Genomic DNA, 15,161 nt, shown 5'->3' with positions numbered 1-15,161 from the left:
TCCTATTCATCAACACACTTATTTTTCGACTGGAGCCATATCTTTGGCTTGCAGCTCTTCGAAAGTAGCTCGAAGTTTGTCTTTCTCAATAATTTCTTTCCATGGGTCGGTCGTTAGGCTGAGCGTCTTCTCGATACGCTCCACTAGAACTTCCCTATCTTCCTTCTTCTCAAGCGCCGCAGCAATGGATGCTACGCCTACACGCTGTACCCATTCGCTAGTCCGTTCGTTCCACTTGGCTTCCTCCCGATAATATTGCAAGAAGGCCCCTGCCCATTCCAGCACTTCTTCTTCGGTCTTCACCTTGCAGAGTAAATCCGTTGCTCTTACCTTCACTCCCCCGTTACCTCCTACGTGCAGCTCCCAGCCGCCATCGATAGCAATGACCCCGAAATCTTTAATGGAAGATTCGGCACAATTTCGAGGACAACCGGAAACCGCTAGCTTGACCTTGGCTGGAGTGTTCAAACGCTCGAATTTTTTCTCGAGCTGTATCCCCATTCCTATAGAATCCTGAGTTCCAAATCGACAGAAGGTCGATCCCACGCACGTCTTCACGGTTCTTAAAGCTTTTCCGTACGCATAGCCGGATGGCATGTCAAGATCCGCCCACATTTTCGGCAAATCGTCTTTTTTCACACCAAGCAGGTCGATCCGTTGTCCGCCTGTAAATTTGACCATTGGCACTTCGTACTTTTCAGCTACTTCAGCAATTCGCTTTAGCTCCTGAGGAGAAGTTACTCCCCCATATATTCTCGGTACAACGGAATAGGTGCCATCCTTTTGAATGTTGGCATGATTGCGCTCATTGACGAAGCGCGATTCTTTCTCATCTTCATGCTCCTCCGGCCAAATCATTCCTAAATAATAGTTCAACGCCGGCCGGCACTTGGAGCACCCTTCCTCCGTCTTCCATTCCAGCACATTCATAACTTCCTTCGTCGTTGTTAAATGCATGCCGCGAATCGCTTCCACCACTTCATCACGCGAGTGCTCTGTACATCCGCAAATTCCTTCTTTGACCGTCTTGACTCCATCCGCTCCCAGGGTGAGTGTCAGAAGATCTGCAACTAACGGTTTACAGCCTCCACAAGAACCGGAAGCTTTGGTGCAAGCCTTGATCTCATTAACACTAGTGCAGCCCTTCTCTTGAATCGCGCCTATGATCGTTCCTTTGGACACACCGTTGCAGCCGCAAATAATTTCACTATCCGGCAAGGAAGCCACATAATCGGTTCCGGATTTCGCACTGCCTCCGGCACTGTCTCCAAGGAGCAACTGCTTCTCTTTTCCCGTTACATCCTCCCCGTTTCGAATCATAGCGAAGAGTTTGGAGCCCTCACTCGTATCGCCGAAAAGAACGGAGCCTATCACTTTACCTTCCTTGATGACAACCTTCTTATAAACACCTTCAAAATCATCCTGAACCCGCACCGAACGCGTACCCGGCTCATCCGAGAACTGCCCTGCAGAGAAGACATTAACTCCCGATACTTTGAGCTTAGTGGACACTACTGAACCTTGATAACCCGGTGACGCGACTCCTGCCAGCCTCTTGGCCAATTCTCCACCCTGCTCATATAGAGGAGCCACTAATCCATAAGCAACACCGCGATGCTCCGCACACTCACCCACGGAATATACATGTGGCACATTCGTCTCCATGTAATCATTGACTACAATGCCCCGATTTACTTCTACTCCACTTTCCTTAGCCAAGGCGACATTCGGGCGTATGCCAACGGCCATCACGACAAGATCCGCTTCAACTTCGCTGCCGTCTTTAAACCGGACCCCGGTCACTCGTTTCTTGCCCAATATGGAGTCCGTATTTTTCTCAAGTAAAAACCGCATCCCTTGTGCTTCCAATTCCGATTGCAGCATACGTGAAGCCGTTTCATCCAATTGCCGTTCCATCAAATATTTAAAAATATGAACGACGGATACATCCATATTTAAGTTACGCAAGCCTCGAGCCGCTTCCAACCCCAGTAAACCGCCTCCTATAACAACAGCCTTCTTATAGGTTTTGGATGCTTCCAGCATAGTCTGACAATCCTGAATATCACGAAAAGCAATAACACCTTCTTTATCTGCACCAGGTAGAGGAAGCATGAAAGGAAGCGAGCCGGTTGCCAGGATCAAATCATCGTAAGCTGCCGCAATCCCGCTGACTGTTTTCACGATTTTACGCTGAGTGTCGATATGATTCACCGTCTGTCCCGCATGAAGAGTGATTCCGTTATCTTTGTACCAATTCCAGTCATTGATTACGATATCTTGTATATCTGCATCCCCAGCTAGCACGGAAGATAACAATATTCGATTGTAGTTCGGATGCGGCTCACTTCCGAATACGGTGATATCATATTCATTTGGCGCAAGCTTCAGTAGTTGTTCAATAGCGTTCACTCCCGCCATGCCATTTCCGATTAAGACTAGCTTCTTTCTCATACCTATCCGCTCCTCATTAAATGTCATGTAATCTAACTCGTTTTTTTAAAAAATCTCCAAATAATCATCTCACCATCAATTAAATGTTATGTTTTATTACATGTTAATACTTATAATTTAACCGTGGAAAACGGATAATACAATACATTTTTAAAAATAATTCCACTTTTTTTAAAAATATTTTTTAACAATACGTACATTACTTGTTCAATTTCATTAAATCGTTCGTCTTTAATCTATTGAATTCGTTTTCATTAACTACCAACTCGTTTTTCGAAAATCCACAAGATATTTTAATGTCATATAACATAACATTAATGTTATTCGTGGTATTAATTTAATCTATATCATTATCTAGTTATTGTTATTTCATCTATTTCAAAAAGGGCTTTATAATTGCCTTATTCATTACTTCATACAGTTCGAAAAAGGAGCAAATACAAATGGCAGGAAATTCATTCGGTGATGCGTTTAAAATAACGACTTTCGGAGAATCCCACGGAGAAGCAGTTGGAGTCATTATTGACGGAGTGACGCCCGGAGTGGAAATAGATGAAGCCTATATTCAAGTCCAGATGGATCGAAGGAAGCCCGGTCAATCGTCAGTCACGTCCCCTAGACGCGAATACGATCAAGTTCATATTTTATCTGGGATGTTTGAAGGTAAAACAACTGGCACCCCATTGTTTATCATTTTATATAACAAAGATATGAGACCGTCAGCTTACGACGATATCAAGCTGGCCTTTAGGCCCGGACATGCCGACTTTACTTATTTGCAGAAGTATGGGATCCGGGATCACCGGGGAAGCGGAAGAGCCTCGGGCAGAGAAACTGCCGGCAGAGTCGCCGCAGGGGCGGTAGCCCGGAAGCTTCTTGAGAGGCGAGGTATCCGTGTAGTCGCTTACACGAAGGAAATCGGAGGCATCACAAGTACCCAAATGATCGAAAGTGAAATTGAACGCAATGCCGTACGGGCAGCCGATCCTGATGCTGCAATTCGGATGATTAAGAAGATCGAAGCTTTGGCTGCTGCCGGAGACAGCTGTGGTGGTATCGTGGAATGCAGAATTCGCGGGGTATTGCCTGGAATTGGAGAGCCTGTCTTTGACAAGCTCGATGCCGATCTTGCCAAAGGAATGCTCTCCATCGGCGCTGTGAAGGGGATCGAGTTCGGAGCAGGCTTCGCCGCTGCATCCATGCTCGGCAGTGAACACAACGATGCTATGGATGCCTCCGGGTTCATAAGCAATCATGCCGGAGGCATCATTGGCGGCATCAGTACAGGAGATGAGATCGTATTCCGTGTAGCTATTAAGCCGACTTCCTCGATCTCCGTCCCTCAACGAACAGTCGGCATCAACGGAGAAGAACAAACTATCGTAACCGAAGGAAGGCACGATCCATGTATCTGCCCCAGAATTGTACCCGTCATCGAAGCAATGGCCTGTCTGGTTGTTGAGGACCATTGCAAACGGCAGACAGCACTACACAGCTAAAAATGTCATACGAAACCCAGCATTCCTTGGTAGAAATGCCGGGTTTCTTCATCAACTCTCTATTCACAGACCTCTTCATCAAACTCTAGTTTAATGACCATGACCGTATCCGACAGTTCATTTACAGGCAAATTGCGAATCCGAAGGTAAGGCTTTTCCTTCCAATACCACGGCAACAGATCCACACTAAACGGAAGCTCTTGACCATTATTCAACAACACGGCTTTGCGCGGCATAACATCCAATGGCTTTAGCACAACAGAGGCACTTTGGATATCGCGATATAAATGTATGTAGATCGTGTTTCCTTTCCGCGTCAGCAGCACATGATCCCTTTCGACCTTACGCTGTGATCCGGCCATCACAATTTCGTCATTTCCTCCCATGTCCGAAGCAGGAGTTGTCCCTTCAAACGCCTCTTTCACCAGGTTATACCAAGAGCCGATTTTACGCAGCGCCTGCACATTTTCTTCAGCGATCGTTCCGTCCGGCTTAGGCCCTACATTTAATAAATAGTTTCCGCCCATTGCCAAAATCTTGTCCACACTTTGCATAAGGAACTTATGCGAATAGTAATCTTCATCCGTGCGGAAGCCCCAGCTTTCGCGGCCTAACGACTGGCAAGCCTCTGTCGGCTTGCTGAACGATCCGCCTTCCGGCACATGCCTCTCTGGAGTATTATAGTCGCCTTTTCCAGGACCACGGTCGTTAATGAGGATGCCCGGCTGAAGCGTACGAATCCAGTCATTGATGCTCGGATCGTAATACTCCGCGACATTGACATCCCAGAATAGTTGATAGATGGTCCCGTATTTGGTGAGCAGCTCTTCCAGCTGCTTTTTGACAAAACCATAATACTTCTCAATATCCGGTTCGTCACCGCTGCGGGGACCGAACATTTCGTGATGCCGTCCTTGATTCGGATAGTTCGGATGATGCCAATCCGGGCAAGAATAGTACAAACTAAGCGGTATATTTCTCCGATGGCAGGCTTCAGCCAGCATACCCAAAATATCTTTCCCGTAGGGTGTATTCATAATATTGTATTCTGTTTGGGCTGTATCCCACATGCAAAACCCGTCATGATGCTTCGTCGTAAAACAAACGTACTGCATACCCGCTTCTTCAACCAAATCAAGCCAAGCATCCGGATCGAACTCAGTTGGATTAAATTGATGAATCAATTGCTCATATTCCTTGCGTTTCATCTTGCCACGCCACAATATTTGTTCATGCCAAGCAGGTACGGCATACAGCCCCCAATGTACAAACAGTCCGAACCGCCGTTCAAAAAATACATCTCTCGCATCATGAAATTTAGGTATCATCGCTTGTCCTCCTATACTGGATCTATCGATTGCTTCATGCTGTTTTAATTATAAGCAGACGAAGATTCTGGTTGAATATCCAATCCTGTTGCATATTTGCACAAAAATAAGAACCTATGCCTATCAACCACACATCTAATCTGGTCGAAAAAATAACGGAGGACGCTTTGATGGCGCCTACTCCGTTACTCCCTTATCATTTTCCTGAAGAAGCCTTCATTGCAGCTTCAATATCAGCATCAGCCAGCTCCGCGGCCTTGCGGAATGCGGTGTTCACATCACTTTCTCCACCGACCACTTCCTTAAACGCATTACTCACCTTACCTTCGATTTTATCATCATACGGTGTTTTCATAGCGATAGAGGCTGGCTTTTGCGGATAGAACGACTTCGTGTTCTTCCCTTTTAGCTGCTGCAGATCGGCACCAAACATCTCGATGATCTTTTGATCCTTAATTATCGGCAGTCCCGTACCATCCTTAGCGAATTTCTCCTGCATTTCGTTAGACGTCAAATATGTAAGGATCTGAAAAGCGATCTCCTTATGCTTGCTGATACTTGATACCGCTGCGTAGGTAGGATACATTTGCGGCCCTACTCCCATAGTATCGCTGAAATAAGGCAGTGAAATCGCATCGACATTCATGTTCACTGCACTGTTGATCAGCAAACTGCTATTACCCACGTACATAGCCAAATTACGATCCTTGGAGAACATATCTCCTTCTTTCCCCATCTTATCTTTAGGGAATTCAGCTCCAGGAATCCGGTAAAATCTCAAGAAATTATCTACGATCTTTTTGAATTCTTCACTGGCAACCGCCGACTTATTCGTTTTCGGATCTACATATGCGAGCGATTTTTGGTTCACACGGGCCATCGAGCTGAAAGGCGTCGAACCGGCAAAGCCGTAATACTGAACGCCGTTGTCTGACTTCGTCACTTTTTTCGCAAGCTCGTAAAGATCATCCCATGTCATTCCTTCCTTCGGGTAAGGGACACCGAATTTATCGAAGATGTCCTTGTTGTAGACCAGAGATTGAGCTGTGCTGAATATCGGCAATGCATTCATTTTTCCATTCGTGAATTTATTAATAAAATCAACCGTCGTTGGCTCCAATCGATTCAGATCGAAGTTGTTCTTTTTGATCAGCTCGGAAATATCCTGCATCAGGTTGTATTTTGGAAACTGGGCAACGAGATTGATATTCAGAATTAACATATCGATCTCAGAACCCGCCGTTAGAACTTTTTCAACATTCGTTCCTTGACCGTACGGAATGAACTTGGGCGTCACATTCGGAAATTTAGCCTTGATCGCATTGCCCATTAAATCCATGAATTGTTCTTCCGTCGTACCTGTGCTTGGACGATAAAAAGTAATAGTGACCGGATCAGTCGTTATAGCACCGTTCGTATCCTTGACTAAATCCGCCTTCGGCGTTGCAGCCTCCTTAACCCCCCGGAGCAGCCTGTGACTGCAGTTACCAGCAGTACAGCTGTCAATATAGAGGCGGTAAATTCCCTTTTTGCGTGTCTCATTCTCTTTTCTCTCCCCATTTCCGAAATGAAATTCCATCCCTAGCCTATAACAATTAAGTAAGAAGCCTCTTTTACTATACAAAGCCCTGATCAACGCTGCTATATGATTTCTTAAGTTCACATGTCATGCTTTACGTTTTGATTTCCATTTAATAGAAAAAGATCGATCCCCATTAGGAACCGATCCATTATTCCCTGCTTTATCCTTGAAATAATTGACTTAACTGTTTTCTTCTATTATTGAGTGCCTCGACGGCCACAGTACAACGTTCCGTACCCAGCCTTTTGCAAAGAAGCTCAACAAATTCAGCACTACCTACATTTTCCAACGGGACCCACACCGTCTTTTTCTCACCCTTTAAAACAAAGCACCCACCAAAAAATCTTGTGAACGATATCGTATGAACATCCGAAAAGGAAATAGATTTCTTACCATACCATCTATGCGCCGTTACGGTTTGCTCATTGACAACCGTCTTGGAAAGAGCCAACATGAACGAACACACACCTAGAAAAATACTGGCCGCTCCCAAATTAACTAGATTATAAATCCATTCATCCGAATCCTCTTCATTCATATAAAACAAAACAAATGCCATTACGGCGATTAAAAATGCTATGTATACGATCCAGTTAATCAACTTTCCTTTTGCTAGGACTATCTCACCCCTTCGATTTCTTCGAGCAGGCTGAAATGCATATCCCAACACATATTTAAAGATAAATCTTGTCAGCTCTCGCTTAAGCAAATTCCGCCCCTCCCTTGAGTACGTAGAGTCCATGTTCAACTAAGGAGTCGGTGTATTCTCTTGTTGATCTTGAGGGAGTGTTTGCACAGGCTCAGCTTTCTTTCTACCAAATAATTTTCTAATAAAACCAATAAGGACACCGAATGCCGCTATGATCACGATCCCGAATTTTTTACCCAACAGAGCGATCGTAGCAAGTAATCCTACTTTTTTCGCTACAGCTAGGCCTGCTCCCCCTAAGATTAGAGCGCTCAAGCCATACTCGGATACCTTGTCCTTAGATGCGTCGAAATCCTCATAGCGTTTACCCGCTTGCATTTCCAGCTTCGGTAGGATTTTCTCGGTCAACACTTTTTTATCAGCTTCACGATGTTCAGGATCGGAAACGAGAATTGCAGATATATAACCCTCTCTTGTCAACAGACGAACGTTATAGTTCAGCAGTTGTTCTTTATTGTCATCCTCCGCCAACATGGACCAAGTCAAATTGTGGGACTTCTCGTCATAAAAAGGCTCAACATCCCAACCTGTTACATACAGCCGTTGGCCTGGCTCCTTTTCCTTATTAGCTTCCTCAGTCCCTTTCTTATAGCTTTTCAGAATAGCTTTGGCATCTATTTTTTGCTTCTCGTCATCTTTAATGTGACCAGAGTTATCATATTCGAAAATAACTGCCCAATTCTGTTTCTCGTCAGTAGGATACACACTCCCAATTTCCTTGCCCGATGGAGTCTCATGACTCTCTTTACTCATTTTCATCGTGTTCGCTGCATCCAGGAACACAAAGGATGGATCCAGATCGAGCGTCGCAATTTGCTTCAAGTCGACCTTCTTTCCACCTTCGATCCAATTAAATTTGCTCTCCGCAGCCGATACCGCAGTACTGCATATTAAAGTTAATGCAAGTGTCATTCCTAACAAGCGTTTTTTCATTCTTTGTGATCCTCCACATTCTGTTTGTCTATTCTTTTTCTCGAAACAGTCTCGCTTTATCACCCTCGTCGTGTATATACGACCAGGTCCAAGCACCTACTCCTTTCTTTTCAATTTGTGCCTTAATCCCCATTCCATGAAGAGATCAGACTACGTTATGCTGTTGAAATCATTGTTTTTTAACCATCAAAATCGTTAAAAATGTGTATTATTTAACATAAATGGTTTACATTTACTTTTCAACGCTTTTATTATTTCGACAAAAAGCGTACTATTATTTAGACTTTAAATGTGTACAATTTGTGAATAAACAAAAAAGACAACTCTCATAAGTGATGTCAGATTGTTTTTTCATATTTATCTAAGCCCAGTAACCATAACTTGATTCAAGGAATAAACTAACTCCAGACAAATACCCAGAATGTTTGGAGGTACCTATGAACACATACCCTGTTTATCCTTATTACAGCAAAGAAACGGTTTGTACCGAGCAGCCCATCGCCTTCCCCCCTCAGCATCAGGATCAACAGCCCGGGCTTGAATACTTAATGACCCCTCGTCCTATTTTCGAAAACCCATCTTACACCGGTAGCGGTAAACTAAAAAATAAGGTTGCCATTATTACGGGAGGCGACAGCGGAATCGGTCGTGCGGCAGCCGTGGCCTTTGCAAAAGAAGGGGCCAACGTTGTCATTGTTTACTTATACGAAGTACCGGATGCCGAGGAAACCAAGAAGCGTATTGAACAGCTAGGAGGACGCTGCCTTGCCATAAAAGCAGATCTGCGCTACAAAGCCAACAGCACCCCAATCGTTGATCAAACGCTCCAGGCATTCGGAAAGCTGGATGTGCTTGTCAATAATATCGGCGTTCAGTTCCCCCAGCAGAGCTTGCTTGATATTACGGAGGAACAGCTGCTCAATACGTTCAGCACCAACATTTTTTCTTATTTTTATATGACCCAGGCGGCACTCCCTCATTTGAAGTCAGGCAGCTCGATCATTAACACTGCTTCTATTACAGCGTACAGAGGCAACAAACAGCTAATAGATTACTCGTCTACTAAAGGAGCCATTGTAACGTTTACACGCTCCCTCTCGATGTCCTTGGTCGATCAAAATATTAGAGTCAACTCGGTTGCTCCAGGTCCCATATGGACCCCCCTAACTGTATCCAGCTATCCAGCTGAGGAAGTCTCAACTTTCGGAACCGATACCGCCATGAAACGCGCAGGCCAGCCTTTTGAGCTTGCTCCTGCCTATGTGTACTTAGCTAGTGACGACTCCAGATTCGTTACCGGGGAAACGATGCATGTGAACGGCGGCCAGTTCATCACATCCTAGGAGGATGATCGCAGTCCTACAAAACACAACTCACTATGCCTCTCAACAAAAATAAAAGGCTGTTCTGCAAGCAAAACTCGCAGATACAGCCTTTATGTCTATTAAACATTCTTTTCCAAGCTTAAGGTCTCCGTTGATTTGGTATGATAGATTCGTTTGGCCAACAAGGTCTGCAGCAAGACGAACACACCGCCGATCACCCAATACAAAGGAACTGCAGCAGGGGCACTAAATGAGAATACAGCCATCATGATTGGGGAGATATACCCGACTATAGCGAACTGTTTCTGCTGTGCAGGGTCCGTACCGATCTGCGACACTTTGTATTGAAAGAAATAAATGACCGCCGCAATGAAAGGCAGAATTGGATCCGGGCGTCCTAATTGGAACCAGAGGAAAGAATGATCCGCCAATTCCGGCGTGAGCTTGATGGCATAATACAGACCAGACAAGATTGGAATTTGAATCAGCATCGGCAAGCAGCCTACTGCCAGTGGATTGACTTGATGCTTCTGATATAGCTGCATGGTTTCCTGCTGGAGCTTAGCTTTGGACTCCGTGTCGTTCTTGTCCTTATATTTCTCCTGAAGCTCCTTTAATTCGGGCTGCAGGATGTTCATCTTTTGCTTCATCATGTGCTGGCTTCGATACTGTCTCATCATAAGCGGCAGCAGCACAAGTCTGACCAACAAAGTAATAAGGATAAGCGCCATACCGTAGCTGCCGTCGAAGAACGAAGCAAAATGCTGAATTAAAAATGAAAAAGGAAATACTATATAATGATTGAAAAAACCCGGCGTGTTAGCATCAACCGTAGCGTTAGGCCCACTAACCCCGCAGCCGCTTAATAAAACCAATGCGGCAATAGCCGCGAACAAGCTATATTTTTTGAAAAAGGTGAATGCATTGTGATTGCCCATAGAAGCCCTCCTCGTTGGATGTCATTCTTAAATCCAAACGAAGGGCAACAATCATCCGAATCACCATCAGGCGCTTCCTTACGCTTTACTTTTCTTGTTAGCCAATGATGCTTTTCAACCCGGTTCCCAATGGGCTCCGGCATAGGCAGAATAGGCACCCATTCATAATGAGCGGGAAATAGTCCTTCCACGACTCCATCATGTAAATGAGCTAAATAAGCATACGTAAATGAGCAAATCAAGCTGATTGAAATCAAATAAGGTATCCACTCATGGATGACGATTTCTTGTACCTCAAACAATGCATTCACCTCCTTTTAGTAATAATCATACGGATTGGTTATACTTTTTGTATACGTGTTGCCCATCAAAGATGTTTCAACCTACTTAGTAATGTTACTTTCTTCTTTGCATTAAGTCCAGAACCATTTTGTAGATAGACTTATAATCACAACAGACCGCTGCCTCTATTCATAGAGAGACAACGGTCCATTCATTTCGACTATATGAAATATAACACCAATAATCGTTTTTTACTTCTTCTCGAGCCTGAGTCCTTGCTTACAATCCATGACCACCCGCCATGCAGCGTTGCGGGAAGACAGATTCACAGCGCTTACGTCCTCTGCTCCCTCTGACTGTAGGTTCACAGGATCACGGCTGTCACTATACACATTGATAAAAGAAGCCTTCTTGCCGATTTGCCGATGAAGCAGTCCATTCATCATGTTTAGCGGCTGATCCGCCGTACCCGGTGTTTCTGCAAGCACAATCCGTGAAGCCGGAGAAAGCAATGAAGTCAAATGGATATTGTTGTCGTTTGAGCCTGTCATTTGTAACTGGACAGCGTTACAATCAGTCTCCCCAATCCATTCAGCTACTGCTTGTATATAACTGTATGGATCAGTATCATGAAGCACACCTGCAGCCGGCTGCCATAATTCACTTTGTATTGTGGACAGCTTAGGACTGTGCATCCACCAATCCATTACATCCGCTTCTTCAAGCTCCACATCAAACCAATCCAGCAGCCAATCGGCAGTAAGCAGCAGATGCCTATTGAGCTTACTGCCTTTATAGGCTTCCGTTGAGCGAAGCCATACATAAGTCCAATTCTGCGTATCCTCATACCGGATTAGCTCGCCTTTATGAGCCGCCTGCGATCGTTGTCCAACTACGACTGTGTTGTGACTTTCGGTACAAGCGTACCAGTCTTTTCTCATCCGAGAGCCATAAGGGACCATTCCCAGCTCAGGGGCTATCCATCCTTCTTTATTGGCCAATGTCAAATGAAGCTTATCATAATGACCGTGAGAGCCCCCATGCGCTCCAAAATCAGCATAAAATGAAAGAATGCCATTCTTCCTTCTGCCTATAACGAAACCGGAGGATTCCAGCAACAAAGAAGCCTTGGCTTCTGAATCTTGATTTTGGTAATCCTCCAATTGACCTTGACCATACACTAGAGCTTCCAATCCCGCCCTCTCCGGCTTGCCGTACATTTGACGGTAAGCTTCTCTAAGGATAGGAACATAATCCCCATTGCCGTAATGGGCTAATCCAATCTCCACCGTTTCGGCAATTTCTCTTGCATAGGGAACTCTTTGATATGGCCCGTCATGAAGTGCGATGAGCTCGCCTTGATCGTTAGAAAGGGCAACCATCACATCCAGCATCCCCTCAAAGGATTGCCCCTTCTCTCCAGTGACGGAATAAAGGTCAACACCAAGCCGTGCTGCCATTTCCGCCAGGATGAAATAAGCTCTAAGGACAAATACGTGATAGTATGTGCTTCCCTCATATTCCAATTGATCCGGGTTGACCCCAATGGTCAGATGGTTCTTAAGCCCTCCAGCTCCTTCGATAAGCTTCTTCAGGCTCTCAGTATCCTTATTGCAGGCGTACAAGCAAGCTAGAGCAGCATTGAGCCATGCCGTGTAATTGTTCTCTGGCTTCTGCTGTTCATAAACCAACAGCATTCTCGACTGCGTCATGCTTTCCTCCAGCATGGAGAAAAAGTGGTCCAGTACCTTTTTTTCCTCAGCCCCGACTGCTGCTCCTCCCTCATCCTGGAGTAACAAGTAAGCACGAATCAAGGTCGTCGCCCAAATGGCCTCTGTCAACGCTTGGTGGAATGCGCGTCCCTTAAGCATCCAGCTTTCCGCCTCCGGATGGACAGGGTATCGCGGAAATTGCTCCGCATAACGCAAAAGAATGTCCATGCTCCAATTCGCGTAGCGTTCATCCCGCGTCCCTGCGTACACTGCTGCAGCCTGAAGCGCATATCGAGCGTAAGATTGATGCTTCATGACCAGCCAAGCGCCGCGATATGGCTCTCCATGCAGCTTGCAGCCATACGGGCAGTAAAACTGTCGGGCATCGGATTCCGAAGGATCGAACAGCAGCTCCGCATGATGCTCCGGACATACATATTGATGCCACCAGCCGCCAGGCTCAACCGGGATGTCCAACGCCGGAGACATTACAGGCTCCAGTTCGCCCTTCAGCTGCTGTAGTACTTCCTCCGCCCACCGGTAGGTTGAAGTCTTCTCGCTGATATTCATCGCATGAACATGCCACCGTTGATCTCGATGGTTTCCCCCGTCAAGTAATCGGACAGCGATGAAGACAAGAACAAGGCGCTGTTGGCCACATCCTCCGGTACGCCTTCACGGCCCAGTGGAATACCGTTCACCGTTGCTGTTCTTGCAGCGTCTGACGTAAAGGTGGAGTGGAACGCCGTCTGCCCGATAAATCCCGGAGATAGCACGTTGACTTGAATTCCGTGAGGTGCAGCCTCCTTCGCCAAGCCTTTAGAGTAGGCTATTACCGCCGCCTTGCTCGCTGCATAGACCGAAGCACCCGGACCGCCACCATTGTGGGCCGCCAGCGATGCCATATTGACGATTTTACCTTTTCCCTTCTCGATCATCCCAGGCAAAACCGCTTTGGACAGGAACACGGTGCTCTTAAAATTCACATCCATAATGCGTTCATATCCTTCCTCGGTCATCTCCGTATTCGGAATACGTTGGATCATATGCCCAGCATTATTGATCAGAATATCGATTCTCCCTCCGAATGCTGCCTCTACACGATCCACTAAGGACAAAATCTGTCCTACATCGGTAACATCAGCCTGGAAGCATTGCGCTTCACCACCTGCGTCTCTGATGGCCTGCACTGCTTGTTCAGCCGCTTCCTTCTTACTTAAATAATTGATCGCCACACGGGCACCTGCTTGAGCCAGTTTACTTGCTACAGCAAAGCCTATTCCCGCGTTCCCCCCTGTTACTAAAGCAATTTGTCCTGATAAATTCATCGTTATCATAATGAAGCCTCCTCATGTTGTTTGGTTTCTCGCAGTTGTTCTACCGCGAAACGCATTTTCTCCGCCAGACGTTCTCCCATTGCAATGTGACCGTAATCGGAAGGATGGGTCAAGTCGCTGGTTAGCATTGTAAAATCGGTCATAATATCACTGCCCTCCAGCAGATGAAGCTGGCTACGATTTTTAGCTAACGCGTATTCACGAAGAAATTGATTATATTTCTTGAAATTTTCGCTTGCCGTGTGACTTTGATCTTTGAAATAACTGGCCCGGTTAGGGTAAATGGTCGTCAGAAAAATCGGTTTGTCCGGATGCTTTCCTATAATAGTATCCAGCAAATAAGTGGCTCGACGTGAAAATTCCTCGACAGGGACCGATGACATCATATTGACGCCAATTTCCAGGAAAGCCAAGTCCCAATCCTCACGCTCAGCGATATGGTCAGCGACCTCCTTCTCACAATGGCAGGAGCCGCTTAACCCGAGGTTCAGCGCATCAACCTCCAGCCTTCGTGCCGCCTGTTGTATGTAGCCGTTATAATGGCTCAAGGCCCCGGCACCTTGCGTGATAGAAGAACCATACGCAACAAAGGTTAGTCTCGGTACCTCTTCCTTGGAAGGAGGGCGAACCTCATGCCCGAATGCATCGACATCATAAAACACAGCGTTGAACCGCTCGCAAAATATACGCCAAACCTTCGATGAAAATGCCCCGTTGTGCAGCCGATCCGGCTCCACATCTGCGAACCGCTCAGGTATTTCCAGATGAATGGTGTGGGGGACGCCTGCTTGAAGATTGTGGGAGGAGTGAAAGAAGTCTCCCCGGAATACAAGCACACGCCCATTCGTTTCAAGGGACGCCAGCGTGACCCTCACATGCTTAGCCTCTGTAACAAATCGGAGTTCACAGCCGTTCGACTGAACAGCTTTCGTCCTTCCGTTTTCACTTAATGAATGCCGAACATGCTTTGGAAATCGCTGAAGCCGCAGGCCCGGCAGCAGCTCCTTTTGCTCCAATTCAACCACATTATGAAACCGAATGCCCTGATACTCCATTGTTCAC

The 15,161-nt window shown here is 46.0% G+C and carries 11 protein-coding genes; 2 read left to right on the top strand and 9 right to left on the bottom strand.

The annotated features are described in order from the left end of the window. Window positions 1–18 precede the first annotated feature (18 nt). Window positions 19–2,454, bottom strand: a complete 2,436-nt coding sequence (nirB, locus tag BP97_RS0114435; RefSeq protein ID WP_028549737.1) for a nitrite reductase large subunit NirB — start codon at window positions 2,452–2,454, stop codon at window positions 19–21. Window positions 2,455–2,897: 443 nt separating this feature from the next. Between nirB and aroC the strand changes: the two genes are divergently transcribed. After that, entirely contained in the window at window positions 2,898–3,953 is a 1,056-nt protein-coding gene (gene aroC / locus BP97_RS0114430) for a chorismate synthase (protein WP_028549736.1), read from the top strand. A gap of 59 nt (window positions 3,954–4,012) precedes the next feature. On the opposite strand, the gene BP97_RS0114425 is transcribed toward aroC, so the two are convergent. The 4 genes from BP97_RS0114425 to BP97_RS0114410 form a co-directional block, all read right to left on the bottom strand. Continuing rightward, entirely contained in the window at window positions 4,013–5,281 is a 1,269-nt protein-coding gene (locus BP97_RS0114425) for an alpha-L-fucosidase (protein WP_028549735.1), read from the bottom strand. 196 nt (window positions 5,282–5,477) lie between these two features. After that, window positions 5,478–6,860, bottom strand: a complete 1,383-nt coding sequence (locus BP97_RS0114420; protein ID WP_028549734.1) for an ABC transporter substrate-binding protein — start codon at window positions 6,858–6,860, stop codon at window positions 5,478–5,480. A gap of 163 nt (window positions 6,861–7,023) precedes the next feature. After that, window positions 7,024–7,572 (bottom strand): hypothetical protein, encoded by a 549-nt coding sequence (locus BP97_RS0114415; RefSeq protein WP_028549733.1) that lies wholly within the window; start codon window positions 7,570–7,572, stop codon window positions 7,024–7,026. 39 nt (window positions 7,573–7,611) lie between these two features. Then, a complete protein-coding gene (locus BP97_RS0114410; protein WP_028549732.1) occupies window positions 7,612–8,505 on the bottom strand; it encodes a DUF2167 domain-containing protein in 894 nt (297 codons plus the stop codon). 437 nt (window positions 8,506–8,942) lie between these two features. Between BP97_RS0114410 and BP97_RS0114405 the strand changes: the two genes are divergently transcribed. Further along, window positions 8,943–9,848 (top strand): SDR family oxidoreductase, encoded by a 906-nt coding sequence (locus BP97_RS0114405; RefSeq protein ID WP_028549731.1) that lies wholly within the window; start codon window positions 8,943–8,945, stop codon window positions 9,846–9,848. 101 nt (window positions 9,849–9,949) lie between these two features. Here the strand turns inward: BP97_RS0114405 and yidC are convergent, their stop codons facing one another. The 4 genes from yidC to BP97_RS0114385 form a co-directional block, all read right to left on the bottom strand. After that, window positions 9,950–10,768 (bottom strand): membrane protein insertase YidC, encoded by an 819-nt coding sequence (yidC, locus tag BP97_RS0114400; protein ID WP_028549730.1) that lies wholly within the window; start codon window positions 10,766–10,768, stop codon window positions 9,950–9,952. Window positions 10,769–11,301: 533 nt separating this feature from the next. Further along, window positions 11,302–13,332 carry an alginate lyase family protein gene (locus BP97_RS36315; protein ID WP_051620589.1) on the bottom strand — a complete coding sequence of 677 codons (2,031 nt, stop codon included), beginning with the start codon at window positions 13,330–13,332 and terminating at the stop codon, window positions 11,302–11,304. Then, the gene (locus BP97_RS0114390; protein ID WP_028549729.1) at window positions 13,329–14,096 is read right to left on the bottom strand and encodes an SDR family NAD(P)-dependent oxidoreductase; all 768 of its coding nucleotides are present in this window, start codon (window positions 14,094–14,096) and stop codon (window positions 13,329–13,331) included. Before BP97_RS0114390 ends, BP97_RS36315 begins: the two co-directional genes overlap by 4 nt. Next, the gene (locus BP97_RS0114385; RefSeq protein ID WP_028549728.1) at window positions 14,096–15,154 is read right to left on the bottom strand and encodes an SGNH/GDSL hydrolase family protein; all 1,059 of its coding nucleotides are present in this window, start codon (window positions 15,152–15,154) and stop codon (window positions 14,096–14,098) included. The genes BP97_RS0114390 and BP97_RS0114385 overlap by 1 nt, the downstream gene beginning before the upstream one ends. Window positions 15,155–15,161: the final 7 nt, after the last annotated feature.

It is taken from the genome of Paenibacillus sp. UNC451MF (assembly GCF_000686845.1).
Lineage (GTDB): Bacteria > Bacillota > Bacilli > Paenibacillales > NBRC-103111 > Paenibacillus_S.
This window is presented reverse-complemented; position numbering and strand designations above follow the sequence as displayed.